This is a genomic window from Mycobacterium sp. SP-6446, from assembly GCF_001954045.1.
Taxonomy (GTDB): Bacteria; Actinomycetota; Actinomycetes; order Mycobacteriales; family Mycobacteriaceae; genus Mycobacterium.
Genome location: NZ_MBEM01000135.1, coordinates 1 through 22,218, shown reverse-complemented (window position 1 = coordinate 22,218; position 22,218 = coordinate 1). Strand labels below are relative to the sequence as shown.

At 65.6% G+C, this 22,218-nt stretch carries 20 protein-coding genes and 2 pseudogenes; 18 read left to right on the top strand and 4 right to left on the bottom strand.

The window, feature by feature from the left end; genetic code table 11:
• Window positions 1-910: MinD/ParA family protein (locus tag A5736_RS11675; RefSeq protein ID WP_217695748.1), on the top strand; the 910-nt coding region annotated here is incomplete at its 5' end.
• A gap of 6 nt (window positions 911-916) precedes the next feature.
• Here A5736_RS11675 and sigI read toward each other — a convergent pair.
• Entirely contained in the window at window positions 917-1,801 is an 885-nt protein-coding gene (gene sigI / locus A5736_RS11670) for an RNA polymerase sigma factor SigI (protein ID WP_076126584.1), read from the bottom strand.
• A gap of 113 nt (window positions 1,802-1,914) precedes the next feature.
• Here sigI and A5736_RS11665 point away from each other — a divergent pair, with 113 nt between their 5' ends.
• Together A5736_RS11665 and A5736_RS11660 are read left to right on the top strand one after the other, a co-directional pair.
• Window positions 1,915-2,751, top strand: coding sequence for an NAD(P)H-binding protein (locus A5736_RS11665; protein ID WP_076126582.1), 837 nt, complete (start codon window positions 1,915-1,917; stop codon window positions 2,749-2,751).
• Window positions 2,752-2,777: 26 nt separating this feature from the next.
• A pseudogene (locus A5736_RS11660) lies at window positions 2,778-3,217 on the top strand (nitroreductase family deazaflavin-dependent oxidoreductase).
• Window positions 3,218-3,324: 107 nt separating this feature from the next.
• Here A5736_RS11660 and A5736_RS11655 read toward each other — a convergent pair.
• Window positions 3,325-3,606: a WhiB family transcriptional regulator gene (locus A5736_RS11655; protein WP_076126577.1), complete on the bottom strand. Its 282-nt coding sequence runs from the start codon at window positions 3,604-3,606 to the stop codon at window positions 3,325-3,327.
• Window positions 3,607-3,989: 383 nt separating this feature from the next.
• Window positions 3,990-4,286: a WhiB family transcriptional regulator gene (locus A5736_RS11650; protein ID WP_076126574.1), complete on the bottom strand. Its 297-nt coding sequence runs from the start codon at window positions 4,284-4,286 to the stop codon at window positions 3,990-3,992.
• A 347-nt stretch (window positions 4,287-4,633) separates the two neighbouring features.
• Here A5736_RS11650 and A5736_RS11645 point away from each other — a divergent pair, with 347 nt between their 5' ends.
• The 15 genes from A5736_RS11645 (at window position 4,634) to A5736_RS11575 (ending at window position 21,726) form a co-directional block, all read left to right on the top strand.
• Complete coding sequence (locus tag A5736_RS11645; protein WP_233148078.1) at window positions 4,634-5,443, top strand: transcriptional regulator; 810 nt, start codon at window positions 4,634-4,636, stop codon at window positions 5,441-5,443.
• 141 nt (window positions 5,444-5,584) lie between these two features.
• A complete protein-coding gene (locus A5736_RS11640; protein WP_076126572.1) occupies window positions 5,585-5,899 on the top strand; it encodes a type VII secretion target in 315 nt (104 codons plus the stop codon).
• Window positions 5,900-5,959: 60 nt separating this feature from the next.
• Entirely contained in the window at window positions 5,960-7,204 is a 1,245-nt protein-coding gene (locus tag A5736_RS11635) for an EspA/EspE family type VII secretion system effector (RefSeq protein ID WP_076126569.1), read from the top strand.
• A 216-nt stretch (window positions 7,205-7,420) separates the two neighbouring features.
• Window positions 7,421-8,821 (top strand): EspA/EspE family type VII secretion system effector, encoded by a 1,401-nt coding sequence (locus A5736_RS11630; protein WP_076246303.1) that lies wholly within the window; start codon window positions 7,421-7,423, stop codon window positions 8,819-8,821.
• Between the two features lie 66 nt (window positions 8,822-8,887).
• Entirely contained in the window at window positions 8,888-9,202 is a 315-nt protein-coding gene (locus tag A5736_RS11625; RefSeq protein ID WP_076126563.1) for an ESX-1 secretion-associated protein, read from the top strand.
• Between the two features lie 94 nt (window positions 9,203-9,296).
• The gene (locus tag A5736_RS11620) at window positions 9,297-10,661 is read left to right on the top strand and encodes an EspA/EspE family type VII secretion system effector (RefSeq protein WP_076126560.1); all 1,365 of its coding nucleotides are present in this window, start codon (window positions 9,297-9,299) and stop codon (window positions 10,659-10,661) included.
• Between the two features lie 250 nt (window positions 10,662-10,911).
• Complete coding sequence (locus A5736_RS11615; RefSeq protein WP_076246301.1) at window positions 10,912-11,751, top strand: ESX secretion-associated protein EspG; 840 nt, start codon at window positions 10,912-10,914, stop codon at window positions 11,749-11,751.
• A 41-nt stretch (window positions 11,752-11,792) separates the two neighbouring features.
• On the top strand, window positions 11,793-12,395 hold the full coding sequence (locus tag A5736_RS11610) for a hypothetical protein (protein WP_076246300.1): 603 nt from the start codon (window positions 11,793-11,795) through the stop codon (window positions 12,393-12,395).
• Window positions 12,392-14,113 (top strand): type VII secretion AAA-ATPase EccA, encoded by a 1,722-nt coding sequence (gene eccA / locus A5736_RS11605; protein WP_076246298.1) that lies wholly within the window; start codon window positions 12,392-12,394, stop codon window positions 14,111-14,113. The genes A5736_RS11610 and eccA overlap by 4 nt, the downstream gene beginning before the upstream one ends.
• Before the next feature lie 3 nt (window positions 14,114-14,116).
• The gene (gene eccB / locus A5736_RS11600) at window positions 14,117-15,565 is read left to right on the top strand and encodes a type VII secretion protein EccB (protein ID WP_076246297.1); all 1,449 of its coding nucleotides are present in this window, start codon (window positions 14,117-14,119) and stop codon (window positions 15,563-15,565) included.
• On the top strand, window positions 15,562-17,802 hold the full coding sequence (gene eccCa / locus A5736_RS11595; protein ID WP_076246295.1) for a type VII secretion protein EccCa: 2,241 nt from the start codon (window positions 15,562-15,564) through the stop codon (window positions 17,800-17,802). The genes eccB and eccCa overlap by 4 nt, the downstream gene beginning before the upstream one ends.
• Window positions 17,799-19,553 carry a type VII secretion protein EccCb gene (gene eccCb, locus A5736_RS11590; RefSeq protein ID WP_076246293.1) on the top strand — a complete coding sequence of 585 codons (1,755 nt, stop codon included), beginning with the start codon at window positions 17,799-17,801 and terminating at the stop codon, window positions 19,551-19,553. Before eccCa ends, eccCb begins: the two co-directional genes overlap by 4 nt.
• Before the next feature lie 253 nt (window positions 19,554-19,806).
• On the top strand, window positions 19,807-21,003 hold the full coding sequence (locus A5736_RS11585; protein ID WP_076246292.1) for a PPE family protein: 1,197 nt from the start codon (window positions 19,807-19,809) through the stop codon (window positions 21,001-21,003).
• An 89-nt stretch (window positions 21,004-21,092) separates the two neighbouring features.
• A complete protein-coding gene (locus A5736_RS11580) occupies window positions 21,093-21,395 on the top strand; it encodes a WXG100 family type VII secretion target (protein ID WP_076246290.1) in 303 nt (100 codons plus the stop codon).
• A gap of 43 nt (window positions 21,396-21,438) precedes the next feature.
• Entirely contained in the window at window positions 21,439-21,726 is a 288-nt protein-coding gene (locus tag A5736_RS11575) for a WXG100 family type VII secretion target (RefSeq protein ID WP_076246288.1), read from the top strand.
• A gap of 414 nt (window positions 21,727-22,140) precedes the next feature.
• Here the strand turns inward: A5736_RS11575 and A5736_RS27215 are convergent.
• Window positions 22,141-22,218, bottom strand: a pseudogene (locus A5736_RS27215) (hypothetical protein); the annotation flags it as partial.

Genomic DNA, 22,218 nt, shown 5'->3' with positions numbered 1-22,218 from the left:
GCCCGACCGCGGTTGGCGACGCGTCCTGCGGCTGATCACCTTCGACCTCATCAAGCTGGGTCCGTCGGCCACGCAGCGCCAAGAGGCTCAGTTCGAGGCAACCATCCGGGCCGGCCTGCACGGCAATTACAAGGTGGGCGTGCTGGGCAAGGGCGGTGTCGGAAAGACGTCGGTCGCCGCGAGCGTCGGATCGCTGTTCGCCGAGCTCCGTCCCCAGGACCACGTCGTGGCCATCGACGCCGACACCGCATTCGGCCGGTTGAGCAGCCGGGTCGATCCGCGTTCGACGGCCTCGTTCTGGGAGCTGACGTCGAACAAGAACCTGCGATCCTTCACCGACGTCATCGAGCGGGTCGGGCGCAACTCCGCCGGGCTGCACGTGCTCGGTGGGGAGCCGGCCTCGGGCCCGCGCCGGGTTCTCGATCCGGCGATCTACCGTGAAGCCGCGTCGCGGCTGGACCGCCACTTCACGATCTCGGTCATCGACTGCGGCTCGACCATGGATTCGCCTGTCACTCAGGAGGTGCTGCGCGATCTGGACGCCCTGATCGTGGTCTCCTCGCCATGGGCGGACGGCGCCTCCGCCGCCGCGCGGACGCTGGAGTGGCTGTCGGATCAGGGCCTGGCCGGTCTCTTGCACCGCACGCTCGTGGTGCTCAACGATTCCGACGGCCACGCCGACAAGCGCACCCGGGAATTGCTGGCCCGCGAATTCATCGAGCACGGACAGCCGGTGGTCGAGGTGCCCTTCGATCCGCATCTACGGCCCGGCGGCGTCATCGATGTGAGCCATCAAATGGCGACGGCGACGCGCCGCAAATTTCTACAGATAGCGGCAACGGTCGCAGGGTATTTCGCGGCGCGGCCGGAGCGGCCACGCGATCGCCGCCGGGACGCGGACGAGAGCTGACCAGCGCTACGGCTGTTGAGCAACCCCGGCGCGGGCCGACGGATCGGCGATCGCCTCGATCTTGGTGACGAGCCGCCCGCGGATGGTCAGCACGATGGCGGCGAACAGCCGGCGTTCGGCGAAGGCCAGCAGTACCGGCTGTCCGGCCGGACCACTCACCACCGTGACTTCCGGCCCGAGGTAGCGCATCAGGTTGGTGGCCACGGCGCGCGGCCCGTGATTGACCTGCGGGGGCGGCGCCGGGTCGGCGAGAACGGTACCCACGCCCCAGACCGTGGGGTCCAGTACGGCGGTCAGCGCGGCGATGTCGCCGTTGGCGCACGCGGTGATGAACTTTTCGGTGACGAGCTGGTGCTCCGCCGAGGCCACCTCGCTCAACTTCGGTTGTGCCGTACTGAATTTGGCTCGTGCCCGTCGCGCCAGCTGGCGGCAGGTGCCGGCCGGGCGGCCCACCGTTTCGGCGATCGTGTCGAAGGGGACGCCGAACACGTCGTGCAGCACGAACGCGACGCGCTCCCCCGGGCTGAGCCTGCGTAAGACTTCCATCAAGGCGCTGCGAACCTCGTCGTCGAGAGTGACGCGGTCGGCCGGATCGACGGACCGCGGTTCGGCCGGTTCGGCGTCGGCACCCTCGCGGGCCGGGCGGCTCAAGCGCTCGTAGCGCGACCGCGCCGAGCGCACCTGATCCAGGCAGAGCCGGCTCGTGACCACCGTCAGCCAGCCGCGGACATCGTCGAGCTGGTCGACGTCTTCGCGGGACAGCCGCAGAAAGGCCTCCTGCGCAACGTCTTCGGCGTCACCGACGTCTCCGAGTATCTGGTAGCCGAGATTGATCAGATACGGGCGGTGCTGGCGCCACGCCTCGGTGATCTGGTCGTATGACTGGTCCATGAATCTTCGACGATCTGATGCGGCAAAAAGTTACAGATTCCGGCTGTAACTTTCCCATCTTCCGCCCCGTCCTTGGTGAAAAGCAGTCGCATCACACCGGAAGGAACCACATCATGACGATCGTCGTAACCGGAGCCACCGGCAACCTCGGGCGGCCCCTCGTTGCCGAACTCGCCGCGGCGGGCGCCCGAGTGCGGGCGGTCACCCGCACGCCCGACGCGGCAGGGTTTCCGTCATCCGTCGACGCGGTCGCCTCGGCGGCCGACGCGATAGCGGGAGCGTCGGCGGTATTCCTCAATTCCCGTGCGCTTGGGGCGGAGTTGCCCGATGTGGTGGCCCAGTGCGTGGCCGCCGGGGTCACCAAGCTGGTGGCACTGTCGGCCATCAATGCCGACGACGATTTCTCCCGGCAACCGTCGCGCTTCCGCGGTGACCGCAACAAGGAGGTCGAGCAGCTCGCGGTCGATTCCGGCCTGGCGTGGGTGAGCCTGCGCCCCACGGTCTTTGCGACGAACTTCGCCGGCATGTGGTCGGCGCAGATCCGCGCCGGCGATGTGGTTGCCGGACCGTACGCCGCGGCCTCGACCGCGCCGATCGTCGAGGCTGACATCGCGGCCGTCGCCGCGCGCGCGCTGCTCACCGATGAGCTTGTCGGGCAGCGCATTCCGCTGACCGGTCCGCAGGCGTTCACCAACGTGGAGCTGGTGAACGTCATCGGCGCCGTCCTGGGCCGCCCACTGCGATATCAGGAAGTTCCGGCCGACGTGGTGCGGCAACGGTTCATCGGCCTGGGTTTCGGCGCCGAGTTCGCCGACGCCTACACGTCCATGCTCGCCGAAACGCTCGACAAGCCCGCCCTTGTCACCCACGACGTCGAGAAGATCCTGGGCCGGACGGCGACCACGTTCGCGCAGTGGGTGTCGGCGCACCGCGGCCTGTTCGCGAAATAGATCCGCAAAGAGATAGGAGCACTCAGATGTCACAACCGCGTCCGCCGCGCTACCTCAAACCGATGAACAAGATGATGATGGCGGTGCAACGACTCGGCATACCGACCGGCCCCGCAATGGTGCTGACCGTGCCCGGCCGTAAGTCGGGCCAACCGCGCAGCACCCCGATGACGCCGTTCGAGTTCGAGGGCGGCCTCTACGTGGTGGCTGGTTATCCGGGCTCCGACTGGGCGGCCAACGCCCGGCCGCGGGCACCGGCACACTGGCCCGGGGCCGGCGATCGCGGCAAGTCAGGATCGTCGAACTGAACGCCGACGAAGCGCGCCCGGTGCTGCGGGCATTCCCCGCCGAGGTGCCGGTCGGGGTGGCGTTCGCAAAGCGCTCGGGAATGGTGCGCGAGGGCTCGGCCGACGAATTCGAGGCATTGGCAGGCCAGCTCGCCGTCTTCCGATTCGAACCGGCTTGACCGACGTTTCTTACAAACCCAAACAGCGCGAGAAATCTCCTAGATTTCTCGCGCTGTTGCGCTTCCCGCCGCCGACCCCTCGAAATTCGGCGGCCGCTGCGCACGGGTTAAGCCGACTTTGCGGTTTCGCGCAGCGGGTATCCGTTGCGCTCGGCCAGGGATCGCAGCTGCCGCAAGGCGAAGGCCCGGGGCCGGCCCGATTCCGGAATGACGACGCCGGCCCACAGGCCTTCCGCGCCCGGAGACTCGACGGCCTCGCGCGCACACAGCCACCGGCGTGGGCAGGCTCGGCACAGGGCGATGGCTTCGGCGTCGGGGGCTGACGTCCAGCGGTCAGGGTCCCGCGTGCACGCGCCGAGCGGGATGTTGAAGAGAGTTGTTGCGGTCATGTCGCTCGTTCCTCCAGAAGCGTTGCGGTCCTCCGTGCTTATGTTTCGATACGGTATAGCACTAACCGCTGCAATGCAACAGTTCGGTATCGAGGTTACATCGCTGGTGCTACTGTTGCCGTTTCAGTATCCACGGGCTCGCTCGCCGGAACGTGGGGCGGAACTGCGACGGATATGGCGTTCGGCCTGCGGATTCGTGTCGTCCCTTACGTTCCGCTCTATCGGCGGTCGGGGCAGCGACAAACCGTAGCGCCGCCCAGAAGTTGCCCCGCAGCTGACCCGTCGCGCTCCGGATTCTGCGAGCTACCGTAGCGCCTTGGGCATGGCGGGCGGGCCCGCGCCTCAGCGGTCGGCGACCCGGTCGGCAGCCGTTGCCGTGCGGTTTAGGCCGGCCTGGCGGACACCTTGTGGTCGCGCACAGGGAATCCGTGATTTTCCGCCAACGATCGCAGCCTGCGCAACGCGAACGTCCTGGCCCGGCCGGTTTCAGGGATCACGACTCCCGCCCACAGCCCTTCCGCACCCGGCAGCTCGCAGGCCTCGCGGGCACACAGCCACCGCCGCGGGCAGGCGCGACACAGCACTTTGGCCTCGTCGTCGGGAGCCGTCGTCCATCGATCGGGGTCTCGCGCGCAAGCGCCAGGCCAGAATCCGTACTCAGCTGTCGCGGTCGTGGGCATACGTACCTCCAGAGAGCAATCGCAGTGATGCGATCAGTGCCCCCCGAAGCCGTAGCAGCGCGTTCGCGCTGCTACGGTTTCAGATCCCGCATGTTTCTGTAGTTTGCGCTTCGACCCGGCGACACCGCAAGTAGTTCCTTGGGAACGGCTGTTGGCGCCCCGCCGTCCGGCGCAACTCGAGTCACCAGCCGAGCCGTAGCACCGGGACGGTTGCCTCAGCGGTGGCCCGTAGGCGGCCGGCTGCATTGCGAGTGAAAACGTAGCGTCCGGTGTAGGAACGAGTCAGTGCGACGGTTAGACTCGTAACGGCGGAAGGCCCGCCCCGCGAGCCGAGGGATTCACCGCAAATGTCCACCGTCGAGTCGACTGCCCCGCCGCAGCACCCGGGTGGGTCGGACAGCAACGGCGCCAACTCCCGGATCAACGAACCGGATCCCGGCGTGGTTCGGGCCGGGGCGGCCGCGGCCGCGCGCCGTCGTGAACTGGGCATCAGTCAGCGCAGTCTCGCGGCCGACGGGATCATCAATGCCGGCGCACTCATCGCTTTCGAAAAGGGCCGCAGTTGGCCGCGTGAACGAACCCAAGCGAAGCTCGAGCAGGTACTGCAATGGCCCGCCGGAACCATTGCCCGGCTCCGCCGGGGGCAGGCCGGCGGAGCCGACGTCAAGCTGGAAGCGGCCGCGCCCGACGCCCGCGAGGCTGTCACACCGGCCGCACACTCCGACGCCCCGACGTCGTTGATCGCGCAGGCGATCGTTGCTGCGGTGGACGGCTGCGGCCTTGCGATCGCCGCGTTGCCGCCGGCCGCCGATCCAGAGTTCATCGAGCGGGCGACGCCCATCCTTGCCGATCTGCGCCAGCTCGAGGCGATCGCCGTGCGAGCGACTCGCATCAGCCGGATTACTCCCGAACTGATCAAGGCGCTGGCCACGGTGCGCCGGCATTACGACGAACTGATGACGGTCGGCGCGGGCGCACCGGGCGCACCGCTTGCGCAGCGTCTATATGCGGCCCGGCAGAGGGCGAACCTTTCCACCCTGGAGACCGCGCAAGCGGCCGGCGTGGCCGAGGAGATGATCGTGCGCGTAGAAGCCGATGAAGCGGTGCCCGCCGACGTCGCGGACGCGATCGAATCGCTGATCAGCCACATCCACTAATCCGCCCGTCGGGCTGAAATATTCGTGCACCGACCATGGTCGCAGCGGCTTTAGGCTCGATACAGCGCGACCGCGGCACGTACAGGCCACCGCCGGAGCACGGCGAAACAGGGCCGTCGCGGCGGGTAGGGGAAGACACTCATGACGGATTTACATGTCACAACGTCATACCTAGAAGAACTGGCGGATAAGCACACCGCCTCCTCGGCCGACGTCGAAGAGGCGGACAAGGCAACTTCCGGGATCGGGTCAACAGTCTGGATCAGCCACGGTGTGATCTGCGGATTCGCCAACGCCGCGGTGGCCGAGGCCCAGGCCGCCCGCAGCGCCGCGAATGGCGCCATCAGCTTCGTCGGTATCGACATCGCCAAGAAGTTGCTCGCCGCGGGCGCCGCATACGACGACACCGACCAACAGGCCGGCAAGAACCTCGGCGCACAGGTGCTTCCTGGTTGACGTCCGAAACGCCACTCCGAGTGCGCAAGTCGCACGAGATCTACGTAAGGGGGCACGGCAGTGGCTTACTTAATAGAGGGCACGAAGCTCATCACAGTCCTGGGCACCGCGGCCAAAGACATCAGCGACATGGACTGGAATGGCCTGGGCCAAAAGCTCAGCTCTCTCGATGTCCGCGCGGCGGCGGGCGTGTTCTCCGACGTCGGTCGACTGACGCGGCAAATAGTCGAAAAATTCGGCAGCGACAAAGTCAAAAAGCTCATGACCGAAGGAACCGTCCCGGGGACGCCGATCATCGACTACACGATTTACGCCATCACCGCCCTGGAGTTGTTGGCCGGCTTCGGAACTCCCGACAAGGGAGACACATTCACGATCGGTAAGGGCAAGTTCGACCTCATCCACGAACGGCTGGGGTCGGCCTTTCCGGACGATCGCTGGCTGGGCGACGGGGCCGAGGCATATGCGGCCCAAAACACCGATCAGCGAAATCGGGCCGCGACGATGGCGGGTATCGACGCCATGATGGCGGACATTCTGAAGCTGGAGGCGAGCCAGGTCATCGACTTGCGCCGGAACATGAAGATAACGAGGGACGGGCTGACCGCGTGTATCGCGATTGCGCTGGCCCTCAAGGCGATTCAGCCGCCCGACGCCGGCGAAAGCCTGTCGATTATGTTCCAACTGGTCGTTTCCCTGGCGGCGCTGGCTGCGGTCGTCGGGTTCCTGGGCCGAATGGTCGAGGATTCGCGCACCAACGCGGATTGCGTACGCGAGGCGGCAGCGAGTTACCGCGAGGTGCAGGCGGCCGCGGTTCCAAAGAGTGCGTCCTTCAACCTGGCCGCCATCGCTGAACCGGGGGAGGCCAGGGTCGGCAACTTCGAGACCCTTTCCGGCGGCGTCTCTGGGACGTCCGCGAAGGGGGCATCCGACGCAGCCAGCGGTTCGGCGGTCCCACGCGCTGATGTCGAAGCTGGCAAGACTGAGTCTCCCGGCGACGGCGAGCCAGTGGCCGCCCAGGGGCCGTCCACGCCGGCACCGACGATGCCCACCGTCGCTCAGCTGATGGCTATGTCGGGCCAAGCCGCAAAGCCGTCCGGACGAACCTCCCGGCAGCAGGTCGCTTCGGCAGGCGAGCGATCCACGCCGGCCACGGCGCCCACCGATGAGTCCCCACCCGCCGCGGACGTCGAAGGTGCCGCCGTGGGCGCACAGGCGGAGCGTGCACCAATCGAAGCCACGGCGGCCGCCGGCGGACACTCTCAGGCGTCCGATCCGGCAGGGCGTAGTGGGCGCACACGTTAATGCAGTGCGTAGTTCAGCGCTCATAACGGCCCAAAGCGAGGTATTTCCAGCCGCCGGCGCGCCCCCATACGCCGCGCTGTGGAAGCCCTTGCCTATCCCAAAAATTCGTGCACTGACCCCTCCTCGGGGGGCGTTACGCTAAACGGGCGGTTAATACGCAGCGCCATGTCAGCTCACGAAGGCGCGCCAAATGCCAGCAGACGGAGGATTCACGCAATGTCGATATTTTCAGTCGCCGCTAGGAGTCTCGCCAGCTTGGCCGGCATCGGACAACAATTCGCCGGCGCGGGCGGCGCAGGCCTAGGTCTAAGCCCCTTCACCGGTGGTGAATTCAGCGCTGAATCTATTGCGGGAAGTGTGACTAGTGGCAGCGGAGACCTGGGCGCCCTCGGGGCTAATTTGTTCACCCAGGACATTGTGAAGAACATCGGCAAGAATATGAACATCCGCGAGAAATCCCTCTTTGAGCGACGCACGTCGGGCAAGGGAGCTCGAACATACGGCCAAGCCCTCAGCATCATTCTTTGGACAATCACCATCGTTGAAGTCCTTGAACTCACCGCGGGGTTCGGACCACCAGCCGAAGGCGGTGACCTCAAAGGCGGCTCGCAACAATTCAGCACGCTTTCCGAGCAGCTGAAATCGGCCCTTCCGACCGACGGCTGGCAGGGTTCGGGTTCGCAGGGCTATGCCGACCTGAACACAGCGTTACAGGACGTCGCGCAGTCGATGGCCGACCTGGACTCGAAGCTCGCACGCCTGGTCGAAAATCAGGCCGAGTGGGTGAACCATATGCGCCTGGGCCTAGGGATATTGAAGGATGCACTGTTCGCGGCATACGTCATCGAGGTGGCCCTAATGCTTGGTGTGCCAGCCCCGATCGGGCCCACCGCGGCCAAGATTTATTCAATTGCGGCCGCCGCGATTGGGATGACTGCCGCCGCAGGCATGATTGGCAACTTGTGCTACTGGTCGTTCGACAATGCCAAACAGGCGAATTCCTTAGCGAGCCAATACGAAGCGCTGATCCCGGCGACGGCGCAAGAGGGTTCGCTGGCTGAGGCGAATGTCGCCGCTGCGGCGCAGTCCTCGGTGTCTAGCTTTGCGGCCATCTCGAGCAGTATGTCGGGGATGTCGGCGTTGCCTGATGTCGCGGCTGTTGCGGCGCCCGCCAGCGCGGCCACTGGGTCTGAGGACGAACGCGCGCCGCTCAGCGCAAAGATGAGTGCCGCTGAAACTGCCGTGGGCGAGGCGCCCCACACACCGGAGACGCCCGACAAAACGCCGTCCACGCCGCCCGTGACGATGCCCACCTTGGCGCAGCTGTCGGCCATGTCGGGGCAAGCCTCGAAGCTCTCAGGCCAACTGTCGCAACACTCGCAACTCGTCAACCAGGCGATGGGACAGATCCAGCAGCTTGCCCAAATGGGCCAGCAGGGCCAAGGGGCTGCGGCCCCTGCCGAGGAGGCCTCATCCGAAGAGGCCGCGCTCGCCGGTGACGTCGAGGGCGCCGGGGTGGGCTCGAACGCAGCGGGCGCCGAGCGTGCACCTGTCGAGGCCGCGGTGGGCGGCGCCGAATGGGCACGGCAACCAAGTCCAGCCGGGCGCATCGTTTGAGTCCGTGAGGCGCATCCAAAACCGTTGCAAGCCAAGACATACGAGACAAAAAGCTAGGAGAAACCCATGGCCGATGTAGTCGTCACACCCGAGCACCTAGACACACTGGCAACAACGCAGGACAAGGCGTCAACTCAGGCGGCAAGCGCAGCCTCGGCGGCCTCCGACCTCGAAGTCCAGGTGTGGGTGACCCACGGTGTGGCCAGCGGTGCCTCCAATGTTGCGTTTACCAAGGCCGCCTCGGCCCGCCAAGCCGCGGGCGAGGCCATGAGCAAAGGCTCTACGGAACTCGCGAAAAAGCTGCGCACCGCCAAGAACGTTTACCAGAGCACTGACGACGAATCGGGCAAGAACCTCAACAAACAGGTGCTTGACGGGTGACCGGGTCCGATCACTTCGCCGCTCGCCCAGGCATCCTGACCGGATACTTGGTTGTGGCACATGATCTTTCGCGCAACGGCTTAAGGACCCGCAGATGGCTGTAGGTATCCTCGGCGATGCCGCCCGGCTTCTCGCCAGCTTGGCCGGCTTAGGCCAACAGTTCGGCGGTCCCAGCGGCCTCCAAGCCAATTTCGGCGACGGTGAATATCTTGCGTCGAGTGTGACCAGTTTGAGTGGGGACGCTTTGGCCGGTGGGGCCACGATCGGCAAGATGGTTGGTCCTCGACTTTACAACTGGCAGTTAGAGCGTATGACGGGCGGCCTAATGACCGACCGCAACGAAGCAAGGATGAAAAAGGCATCAGACTTTCAGAAGAGCACCTCGCTCATCCTTTGGACGATGACCGTCGTCGAGATCCTCGAGCTGACCACCGGATTCGGCCCGCCTGCCGAAGGGGATGACCTCAAGGCCGGTGCGCACCAATTCAGCACGCTGTCCGCGCAACTGAAGTCGGCCCTTCCGGACAACGACAGCTGGGAGGGTTCGGCGTCGGAAGCCTATGCCGACCTGGACTCTGCGCTACAGACCATGGCAACGACGATGGCTGAGCTGGACAACAAGCTGGCGGATCTGGTCAAGGATCAGGCCGAATGGGTCACGCATATGCGGTTGGGCTTCGGCGTCTTGAAGGATGTGCTGATCGCGTGCTACATCGTCGAGCTGATCATTCAGTTCACGCCTTCCGCAGGACCCGCCGTCGCAAAAATCTTCGCAGGGATTGTTTGCGCCCTTGGGATTGCCGCGGCCCTGAGCTTCCTTGGGACGCTACTCAACTACTCGATAAAAAATGGACAACAAGCGGATTCCTTGGCCAAAGGATACGAGGCCCTCGCGACTGGAACGGTACAAGAGGGTTCGATGGCCGAGGCGACGGTGGCTACCTCGGGACAGTCCACGGTGGGCAGCTTCGACGCGGTTTCTAACAGCATGTCCGGGATGTCCGCTTTGTCCGCGACACCGCCCATCGCGGCGCCGGCCAAAGCAGACAACCGTTCGGAGGACGAACGCGCTCCTCTCGGCTCTCAAATGAGTGCGGCGAGTGGAACTCTCGCGGATGCCAAGCCGGAGACGCCGGATAAGACAACGCCCTCTACGCCGGCGGTTCCTATGCCCACCGTCGGTCAACTGGCTCAAATGTCCGGGCAAGCCTCGAAGCTCTCGGGCCAACTGTCGCAGCATTCGCAACTTGTCAATCAGGCGATGGGACAAATACAGCAGCTCGCCCAGCTGGGCCAGCAGGGCCAGGGGGCCGCGGCCCCCGCCGAGGAGGCCGAGCTTGCCGATGACGTCGAGGGGGCCGGAGCGGGCCTGGGCACGGAGGGTGCCGAGCGTGCACCCATCGATGTTGCAGCCACTGATGCCCAACAGGTTTCGGGCCAGCATGTCCGCGTCCGCTGACGACGCTAGCCCGCAAAATCCCGGCGCGAGAAAGGGCGCCGAACCTCCCCGTTTTAAGCCCAACTAGTGCAGGAAAAACCGGGACGAGTCAAGGCAATAGCGAGTACAAATAACCGTTGAGGAGACTACCCATGGCAGGTTTAGCGGCCAGCAAGGCCGAACAAGCCGCCGCGGTTGCGGCGTGGGTGACTCAGGTCGTCGACGAGGATCTGACCGGAAGCCTCAACAGACGGATGCCTGATCGCTGATCATGTCCGGTCCCCTCGCCACCGGTCCTGCGAGCCTCGTCGACAACGTCGTCGGGGTGGAGGTGACCGTCGACGGCATGTTGGTGATCGCCGACCGAATGCACCTGGTCGATTTCCCGACGGCGCTCGGGATCCGGCCCAACATCCCTCAAGAGGATTTGCGCCAAGTCGTCTGGGACCAGGTGCAGCGAGATCTGACCGCGCAAGGCGTACTGGACCATCAAGGCCAACCGCACCAGGCGGTGGCGGCGATGGTCGACACGCTCAGTAGGCCCGACCGGAGCCTGGAGTGCCGGTGGTGGCGGCGTGACCGCGGTGGCGTCATGGTGCGTTTTGTGGTGTGCCGCAAGGGCGAGCGCCACCTCATCGCCGTGCGCGACGGCGACATGTTGGTGCTGCAGGTGGTTGCTCCGCGGCTCGGCCTGGCGGGCATGGTGACCACCGTCCTCGGCCCCGCCACGCCCGCCGACGTCGAACCGCTGACGGGTCTCGCAGCCGAATTAGCCGGTTGCACCACGCCTGCCCAGCTGGCCCAGCGCGGCGTCGCGCCCGCCTCGGCCCGCACCTACGCCGCAATCATCAACGATCCGAACAGCTGGGTGGAGATCACCGCAACTCAACGCCACGGCGGGGGCACATGCACCCAAACCGACGTCGCCGCCGGTGTTCTCGAGTCGACCCACGGCAGGCTGCTATCGCTGCCCCGCCGGGTCGGCGGCGAGCTATACGGAAGCTTTTTATCGGGCACCCAAGAAAATCTGCAGCGCACCCTGGACGGCCTCCTGGAGTTTCTCCCGGCGGGCGCCTGGTTTGACTGCGCCGAATCCTCCAATGGCGGCTGACTTTTGCCACCACGGATTTACCAGTTCAGAAAGAAGGAGCCATGCCGGAGTACAACGACCACGATGACCTCGCCGCCCTGGATTTCTCTGCGGCCGCGTCCGGTTCGGACAGCGTCGAAGAGTCCGACGCCCTGGACTTCTCCGTCGCCGACGAGGACGGCGACGAGCCGTCTGCCGTCGATGCATTGCACGAGTACGCGCCGAGCGAGCCCGAAGACTCCGATACCGATCTCGATGCCATCGATTCGCAGACCGGGGCCGCCGAGGAGGAGCAAGAGGTCGACGAGGATGGCGGCGAGCTGTTCACGGTGACCAATCCGCCCGAGACGGTGTCGGTGTCGGCGCTGATGGACGGCAGGACCCAGCGGGTCGAGTTATCGCCGAAGGTGACGAGCATGACCGAATCCGAGCTCGCCGACGAGATCCGCGTCATTGCGGACCTCGCCCGTCAGAAGGGTCTGGCCGCCCAGCACACCTTTCTATTGGGAGACGCTTCCCTGTCGGAAACCATGCGCGAGATGGGGATTGGCGACAACGACGTGGTGCGTGACTTCGTGGAGAACGGCATCGGTCTGACGACGCCGGAGCAGGCCGCCGCGGCGCAGGCGGACGTGTTTGCGACCCGATACGCGACCGATAAATGACAGACCATCTGGCCGGTCTGTTCGAAAGCGCGGTCGGCATGCTGCCCGTCTCGGAGACGCGTGCCCTGGAACTGTTCACCGAGATCACCAACTACGACGAGTCGGCCTGCGACGCGTGGATCGGCCGCATCCGATGCGGTGACAGCGAACGGGTGACGCTGTTTCGCGCGTGGTATTCGCGCACGCAGTTCGGGCAGCTGGCCGGGGCCGCTCAGATCTCGATGAACGCCCTGGGCGCCCGGCTCGCGATCGGCGGACTGTACGGAGACATCACCTATCCGGCCAACTCGCCGCTGGCGATCACCATGGGCTTCGCCGTAAGTGAAGCGTCGCAAGGGAATTACGCCGATGCGATGGAGGCCGTGGAGGACACGCCGAGCACGGGGGCGGAGCACCTGCTGTCGTGGGTCAAGGCTGTGATTTACGGCGAGGCGGGGCGATGGACCGACGTGATCGATGAAGTCAGGAACGCCAGCCGGTGGCCCGACGAGTTCCTGGCCGCCGCGGCCGGTGTCGCGCACGGGGTCGCCGCCGCGAACCTCGGATTGTTCACCGAAGCCGAACGCCGACTCACGGAGGCGAACGCCTCCCCGGCGGGCGAGGCATGCGCACGAGCCATCGCCTGGTACCTGGCGATGACGCGCCGCGGCCAGGGAAACGAAGAAGCCGCGGTAGCGCTGCTGGAATGGCTGCAGACCACCCATCCGGAACCCAAAGTTGCTGCCGCGCTCAAAGATTCGTCCTATCGCCTCGCCACGACCAGCGCCGAACAAATCTCGGCCCGCACGGACCCGTGGGACGCCGAGACCGTGGTGGCCGATACCTCGGGCCGCGACAAGTTGCTCGCGGAGGCGGAAGCCGAACTGGAGCGACAGATTGGGCTGGCCCGGGTCAAAGATCAGGTCGAGCGCTACCGGGCCGCAACCCAAATGGCGAGGGTCCGCGCCGCCCGCGGCATGAAGGTCGCGCAACCGAGCAAACACATGATCTTCACCGGGCCGCCCGGTACCGGCAAGACGACGATCGCCCGGGTGGTTGCCAACATCCTGGCCGGGTTGGGTGTCATCCCCGAACCGAAACTCGTCGAGACCTCGCGCAAGGATTTTGTCGCCGAATACGAGGGCCAATCGGCGGTCAAGACCACCAAGGCGATCGATCGCGCCCTCGGCGGGGTGCTGTTCATCGACGAGGCCTACGCGCTGGTACAGGAGCGGGACGGCCGGACCGACCCGTTCGGGCAAGAAGCGCTGGACACCTTGCTGGCACGGATGGAAAACGACCGCGACCGGCTCGTGGTGATCATCGCGGGCTACAGCTCCGACATCGATCGGCTGCTGGAAACCAACGAGGGCCTGCGGTCGCGCTTCGCCACCCGGATCGAATTCGACTCCTACTCCCCCGAGGAGATCCTGGAAATCGCGAAAGTCATTGCGGCATCGAATGACTCGTCGTTGAGTTCGGAGGCGACCGAACATCTGCTGGAGGCGGCGAAGCTGCTGAGCCAGCAGACGGTGCGCGGCAAGGCCGCGCTCGACATCGCCGGCAACGGTCGCTATGCGCGCCAGCTGGTGGAGGCCGGCGAACAATACCGCGACATCCGCCTGACCCGTTCCGGGGACTTCGAAACGCTCGACGAGGACCGCCTGAGCGAAATCAACGGCGACGACATGAGCGAGGCGATCGCCGCCGTACACGCACGCCTCAACATCATCGAGTAACACATGGCGGGTCTTCGGCTAACCACCAAGGTTCAGGTCAGCGGCTGGCGCTTTCTGCTCCGGCGCCTGGAACATGCCGTCGTCCGGCGCGACACCCGGATGTTCGACGACCCACTGCAGTTCTACAGCCGGTCGGTCGCGCTGGGCATCGTCGTCTCCGTGCTGATCATGGTGGGCGCGCTGGCGATGGCCTACTTCAAGCCCCAAGGCAAACTCGGCGGCGGCAATCTGTTCGTCGACCGCGCAACGAACCAGCTCTATCTGATGGTGTCGGGTCAGCTACATCCCGTCTACAACCTCACTTCCGCGCGCCTGGTGCTGGGCAACGCGGCCGAGCCAAAGGCCGTCAAGTCTTCCGAACTCAATAAGTTCCCCAAGGGTCAGTCGATCGGCATCCCCGGTGCGCCGTATGCGACGCCCGTTTCGTCGGACTCCTCTTCGGTGTGGGCGTTGTGCGACACCGTCAGTAGAGCCGACACCCGCAGCCCCACGGTGCAGACGTCCGTGATATCGATGCCGCTGGCGATCGATTCCGCGGTGAATCCGCTCCTTCCGAGCGAGGCGCTGCTGGCGTCCTACCAAGGCAAAGACTGGATCGTCACCTCCAGGGGCCGACACGCCACCGCTCTGGCCGACCGCCCCCTCACCTCAGCGCTGGGAATACCGTTGGCCGCCAAGCCCACCCCCATCTCCGCGGCCATGTTCAACGCACTGCCCGATGCCGGATCCTGGCAGTTGCCGCCCGTGCCCAGCGCGGGTGCGCCCAACACTCTCGGCCTACCCAACGAACTGGTGATCGGGTCGGTCTTTCAGGTTCAGACGGTCTTTGGGTCGCAATTCTTTGTGGTGCTACCCGACGGTGTCGCGCATGTGAACGCCAACACCGCCTCGGCGTTGCGCGCCAACGAATCCTATGGGTTGGTGGCGATACCGTCGGTAGTCAAGAGTCAGGTCGTCAGGATCCCGGAACGCGAGTTCCCCTCTCCCCTGCCCGACGAACCGATCAAGCTCGTGAACCGGCCGGACGAGCCCGAACTGTGCTGGACGTGGGAACGCAATACCGGCGAGCAGGCGCCCAAGACAGCCGTGGTGACGGGTCGGCATCTGCCGATACCGCCGGCGGCGATGGGCCAAGGCATCAAGCAGATCCAGGGCGCGGCAACCGTTTACGCAAATGGCGGAAAGTACGTGCAGATGCAGTCCCCGGATCCCCGATACGGTGAATCTCTCTACTACGTCGACCCGCAAGGTGTCCGCTACGGGCTGCCGGACCAGCAGACCGCCGGGGCACTGGGCCTGACGTCGCCGAAACCGGCGCCCTGGGAGATCGTTCGCCTTCTGGTGGACGGTCCGGTGCTGTCCAAAGAGGCCGCGCTACTGGAGCACGACACGCTGCCGGCTGACCCGAGCCCCCGAAAGATGCCGGGCGGACCCAACGGAGCCCCCTCATGACAACGAAGAAGTTCACCCCGACCGTCACGCGCGGTCCCCGGCTGACCCCGGGCGAGATCAGCGTCAGCCCGCCCGAGGACCTCGGTGTGGACATTCCGCCGTCGGGTGTGCAGAAGGCGCTGCCCTACGTGATGGGTGTCTGCATGGTCGGCATGATCGCGATCATGGTGGTCACCGGAACCAGGCAGCTCTCGCCGTACATGCTGATGATGCCGCTGATGATGATCATGATGTCGATGGGCATGATGGCCGGCCACGGCGGCGGCGGGAAGAAGGTACCCGAAATCAACGCCGACCGTAAGGAATACCTGCGTTACCTCGCCGGGCTTCGTCCTCGCGTGACGTCGTCGGCCAGCGCCCAAGTCACGTTCTTCGGTTACCACGCACCGCATCCCGACGATCTGGCGTCCCTCATCGGCACGCCGCGCCAATGGTCACGCCCGGCCAACGCCGACTTCTACGCGGCAACCCGAATCGGCATCGGTGACCAGCCGGCGGTGGACCGGCTGATGAAGCCGTCCGCCGGCGGCGAGCTGGCCGGCCCCGCCGCGGCGCCTCAGCCATACCTCGAACCGGTCGCCAACATGTGGGTGGTCAAGTTCTTGCGGACCCATGGCCTGATCCATGACTGCCCGAAACTGGTGCAGCTGCGCACATTTCCGACGATCGCGATTGGCGGTGACCCAGCGGGAGCGGCCGGGTTGTTGACCGCGATGATCTGCCACCTGGCCGTGTTCCATCCGCCCGACCTGCTGCAGATCCGGGTGCTCACCGAGGATCCCGACGATCCGGACTGGTCCTGGCTCAAGTGGCTGCCGCACGTCCAGCACCCGACCGAGACCGACGGCGCCGGGCAGCTGCGCATGATCTCCACCCGCCCGGACGGTCTGGCTGATCTGGCCGCCCGCGGCCCGCACACGCCTGATTCGCTTCCCGGCGGCCCGTACGTCGTGGTCGTCGACCTGACCGGCGGCAGGGCGGGGTTCCCGCCCGACGGCAGGGCCGGCGTCACGGTGATGACGCTGGGCAACCACCGCGGCTCGAACTACCGCATCAGGGTGGCCGACGACGGCACCGCCGATGACCGGCTCCCCGGGCAGTCGTTTCGTCAGGTGACGGCAGCCACCGACTCCATGTCTCCCCAACAGGCCACCCGCATCGCGAGAAAGCTGGCCGGATGGTCGATCACCGGAACCGTGATCGACAAGAAGGGCACCGGCATCCAGAAGAAGGCGATGACGGAGTGGCACCAACTCGTGGGTGCCCAGAGTGTCGAGGAAGTGGCGCCGAGCCGTTGGCGAATGTTCACCGACACCGACCGTGATCGCCTGAAGATCCCATTCGGTCACGAACTCAAGACCGGCAACGTCATGTACCTGGACATCAAGGAGGGCGCCGAATTCGGCGCCGGCCCGCACGGCATGCTCATCGGTACTACCGGGTCGGGAAAGTCCGAATTTCTACGCACGCTCATCTTGTCGCTTGTGGCGATGCATCACCCAGACCAGGTGAACCTCCTGCTCACCGACTTCAAAGGCGGCTCAACGTTTCTCGGAATGGAGAAGCTTCCGCACACCGCCGCCGTCGTTACCAATATGGCGGAGGAGGCCGAGCTCGTCAGCCGGATGGGCGAGGTGCTGACCGGTGAACTCGACCGCCGGCAGGGGATCCTGCGTCAGGCCGGCATGCAAGTCGGTGCGGCCGGCGCGCTCTCCGGCGTGGCCGAGTACGAGAAGTACCGTGAGCGTGGCGCCGACTTAGCGCCATTGCCAACACTTTTCGTCGTCGTCGACGAATTCGCGGAGTTGCTGCAGAGCCACCCGGACTTCATCGGCTTGTTCGACAGGATCTGCCGGGTGGGGCGGTCGCTGCGCGTGCATCTGCTGCTGGCCACCCAGTCCCTGCAAACCGGTGGCGTGCGCATCGACAAATTGGAGCCGAACCTGACGTACCGGATCGCGCTGCGGACCACCAGCTCGCACGAGTCCAAGGCGGTGATCGGCACCCCCGAGGCGCAGTACATCACCAACAAGGAAAGCGGCGTCGGATTTCTGCGGGTCGGCATGGAAGACCCGGTGAAATTCAGCACCTTATATACCGGCAATGCATACGTTCCGACGGCTCGGGCCGAGACCAACGGCGACAGCAACGGGGCCGCCCCGCAGACGGGCCCGAAAAAGGTGCGGATCCAGGAATTCACCGCGGCACCCGTCCTCGATGAGGCGGTGGCGCCATGACGGTCGAATCGAAGGGGCGGGCGCTGCGCGAGGTGGTGCTGGAACAACTCAGCACCACCGAGTCGCGGGCGTACAAAATGTGGTTGCCGCCGCTGACCGACCCGACGCCCGTCAACGAACTCATCGCGCGCGATGACCGCCAACCCCTGCGGTTTGCGCTCGGGATCATGGATGAGCCGCGCCAGCACCGGCAGGCAACGTGGGGGGTGGACGTTTCGGGCGCGGGCGGCAACATCGGCATCGGCGGCGCCCCGCAAACCGGGAAATCGACACTGCTGCAGACGATGATGCTGTCGGCCGCCGCCACCCACTCACCGAGACAAGTGCAGTTCTACTGCATCGATCTCGGCGGTGGTGGCCTTATCTATCTGGAAAACCTGCCGCACGTCGGCGGGGTCGCAACCCGGTCGGAGCCCGACCGCGTCATGCGTGTGGTCGCGGAGGTGCAAGCCGTTCTGCGGCAACGGGAAGCAACGTTCAAGGAACACCGGGTGGGTTCGATCGCGGCGTACCGCCAGCTGCGCGAAGACCCGAACCAAGCCGTCGCGGCCGACCCGTTTGGCGACGTCTTTCTGGTCATCGACGGCTGGCCGGCCTTCGTCAGCGAATTTCCCGACCTCGAATCGCAGGTGCAGGATCTGGCCGCGCAGGGGTTGTCGTTCGGCATTCACGCCGTGATCACCACACCACGCTGGACGGAGCTGAAGTCGCGGGTCCGCGACTACCTGGGCACCAAGATCGAGTTCCGGCTCGGCGACGTCAACGACACCCAGATCGATCGGGCCACGCGGGAGATCCCGGCGAATCGCCCGGGCCGGGCGATGTCGTTGGAGAAGCACCACCTGATGATCGGTGTGCCCAGGTTCGACGGTGTGCACAGCGCCGAGAACCTGGTCGAGGCAATCACCGCGGCGGTGAATGACGTTGCGGCGCAACATACCGAGCAAGCGCCCCGGGTACGGGTGCTGCCCGAGCGGATTTACCTGCACGAGCTCGACCCCAACCCGCCCGGCCCGGACGCCGACTACCGCACTCGCTGGACGATTCCGATCGGGGTGCGAGAAGCGGATCTTTCGGTAGCCCATGCGCAGATGTATACGGCGCCACACCTCTTGATATTCGGTGCGGCCAAGGCGGGCAAGACGCGCACCGCCCACGCGATTGCGCGGGCCATCTGCGCCCGCAACAGCCCGCAACAGGTGCGTTTCATGCTCGCCGACTACCGCTCCGGGCTGTTGGACGCGGTGCCCGATAGCCACCTGCTCGACGCCGGCGCGATCAACCGCAACAGCACGACGCTGGACGAAGCGGTCAAAGCCCTGGCGGTCAACCTGCAAAAGCGACTGCCACCGGCCGACCTGACAACCGCGCAACTACGGTCCCGGTCATGGTGGAGCGGATTCGATGTTGTTCTTCTTGTCGATGATTGGCACATGATCGTGGCGGCCGCCGGGGGGATGCCGCCGATGGCGCCGCTGGCGCCTTTATTGCCGGCCGCCTCGGATATTGGGTTGCACATCATTGTGACCTGTCAAATGAGCTCCGCGTACAAGGCGACTATGGACAAGTTCGTCGGTGCCGCATACGGCGCGGGATCGCCCACACTGTTCCTTTCCGGGGACAAGCAGGATTTCCCGTCGCGGGATATCCAAGTCAAGCGGCGGCCCCCTGGCCAGGTGTTTTTGGTCGCACCGGAGGGCAAAGAGGTCATCCAGGCCGTCTACATCGACCCTCCAGAAGAAGTGCACTGAGCACCTCCAGACCGCGGTTACGATTATCCCAGCGCCCAGTAAGAAGCTGGACCTACCGCACGTGATAACGAGCCGAGATGCGTTGTCTATTGGGTTGTTTTGTCGTAATTGAAGAGCTTATTGCGCGCGGCAGTACAGAAGAGGTACGCAAATGCAACAAATGGCAATTAGCCCCGCCGTTACCGGCATTGCCGGCGCGGCCCGCGCCCAAAGATAGCCCAAAAGCACTCGCAAACAAGGGGACTGGATAACCATGTTGTGGCACGCGATGCCGCCGGAGCTGAACACCGCACGGCTGATGGCCGGCGCGGGTCCGGCGCCGATGCTGCAGGCTGCCGCGGGATGGGAAGCGCTGGGCGGTGCGCTCGAGACGCAAGCCCTGGAGTTGTCCGCCGCGCTGGTCTCCCTGACCGCGTCCTGGACGGGCATGGGCAGCGAACGCGCGATAGCCGCTGCAACCCCGATGGTGGCCTGGCTGCAGACCGCGGCAGGGCACGCCCAGGACCGCGCGATGCGCGCCGCGGCCCAAGCGGCCGCGTACACCACCGCTTTGGCGATGACGCCCTCGTTGCCGGAAATCGCCACCAACCACATCACCCACGCGGTTCTTACGGCTACCAATTTCCTCGGTATCAACATGGTGCCGATCGGCTTGAACGAAACGGATTATTTCGTCCGCATGTGGAACCAGGCCGCGGCCGTCATGGACGTCTATCAGGCGGAGACCCTCGTCAACACGGCTTTCGAGCCGCTTCCCCCGATGAAGCCGATCCTGCAGCCCGGGGTGGGCGAGGCGGTGGCGAACGAAGCATCGGGCAACTTCGCGGCCCTAGGCTCCGAAGCCATCCCCGGGGCGTTGCGCGCGCTGTCGGAGGCGGAGGACGAGATCCCCGAGACCGTCCCGGAGGTCGGCGTGCCGCTCGAGCAGCCGATCACGCCGTCCCTCGGTCAGATAGGTCAGCTCGGCGCGCCGATGCAGCAGCTGATGCAGCCGCTGCAGCAAATGATGTCGATGGCCGGCCAGAACGGAATGGGCGGCGGTCCGGGTGACCATCAGATCGGCGACAAGCTCGGTGGCCTGGGCGACAAGAACGGCGGACAACTGGGGCTGATCGGTGCCAGCCCACTGTCCAACCACCCGTTGGCGGGGGGATCGGGCCCCAGCGTGGGCATGGGACTCATGCACTCGGAAGCGCTGCCCGGCTCGGGCGGCACGGCCGCGCGCACGTCGGTGATGAGCCAGCTGATCGACAAGCCCGCTCCGGCGGTCACACCCGCCGGCGCCGGCGCGGGATCGTCGGCGGTGGGTGGCGCCGCCCCTATGGGCATGGCGGGTGCCGGCGCCGCGCAATCCGGCGCGAGCTCCCGGCCAGGCCTGGCGGCTTCCACATTGCTCGCCCCGCATCCGGACGACATCGACGTCGACCTCGATCACGAGGACGACTGGTGAGCGCCCGCAGTGAGAGACTTCCCGGCCGCCCGGGCCGGAAGACTTGCCATTACTTGGCGAGGACAGGAAACAGGAGAAAGTAGTCCAGCATGGCAGAGATGAAGACCGATGCCGCTACCCTCAGCGCGGAGGCAGGCAACTTCGACCGGATCTCCGGCGAGCTCCAGAGGGTCATCGCGACGGTGGAGTCGACGGGCGGCGAGTTGGCCGGCCACTGGCGCGGACAGGCCGGTGCCGCCGCCCAGCAAGCGTTGGCGCGCTTCCACGAAGCAGGCCAAGCCCAGATCAAGGCGCTCAGCGAGATCTCGCAGAACATCCACGGCGCCGGGGCCCAGTACTCCTCGGCCGACGAGGAACAAGCGAGTTCGCTGTCGTCACAGATGAACTTCTAACCCCTACCCCTTCAGCGATCACAGAGAAACGGAGCAAAACAATATGTCGGAACAGTCGTGGAATTTCGCCGGTATCGAGGGCGGAGCGAGCTCGATTCAGGGAGCCGTGCAGACCACCCATGGACTTCTTGACGAAGGCAAGAGTTCACTCGCCAAGCTGGCAGAGGCGTGGGGCGGTAGCGGCTCGGAGGCCTACCAACAAGTCCAGCGGAATTGGGACGACACCTCCGCTGAGCTCAATGCCTCCTTGCAGGCGCTGTCACAGCGGATCACCGAGGCCAGTCAGGCGATGGCCCAAACCGAGTCCGGCGTCACTGGCATGTTCACGTAAGACGATGACGAGCGGCGAAGCACGGGAAAGGGCCACTTCCAGCCCAATGGGAGACTTAGGCTCTTCTCGTGCTTCTTCGCGTAGATGAGCTCGAAAGGTTCTGATGGCGGCCGACTATGAACGGCTCTTCCAGTCCCTCGACGGGACGGAAGATTCGGATGAACCCGAGGCGCAGACGGACTTTGACGTCAATGAACCATCTGCGCCACAGGCTGCGGCGCCGCCCATGCCGCCGAGCCCGCCCAAACCCAACGGCCATCCCCTGCCGCCGATGCCGATCGACTTGGCCGAGCAATCGGCCTCCGCCCGAACCGAATCCCCGCCACCGCCGATGCCGGTTGAGTGGGAAAAGCAGCGCCCGCCGTCCCGCGCCCCGATGCCCGTCGACCGGCCCCAACAAGCACCGCCGGTCCGCATCGAACCCACCCGGTGTTCCTTGAACGTTGCTTCCCGTTGCCGCAGAACGGCTTGCACCTCCGCGACCACACGCAT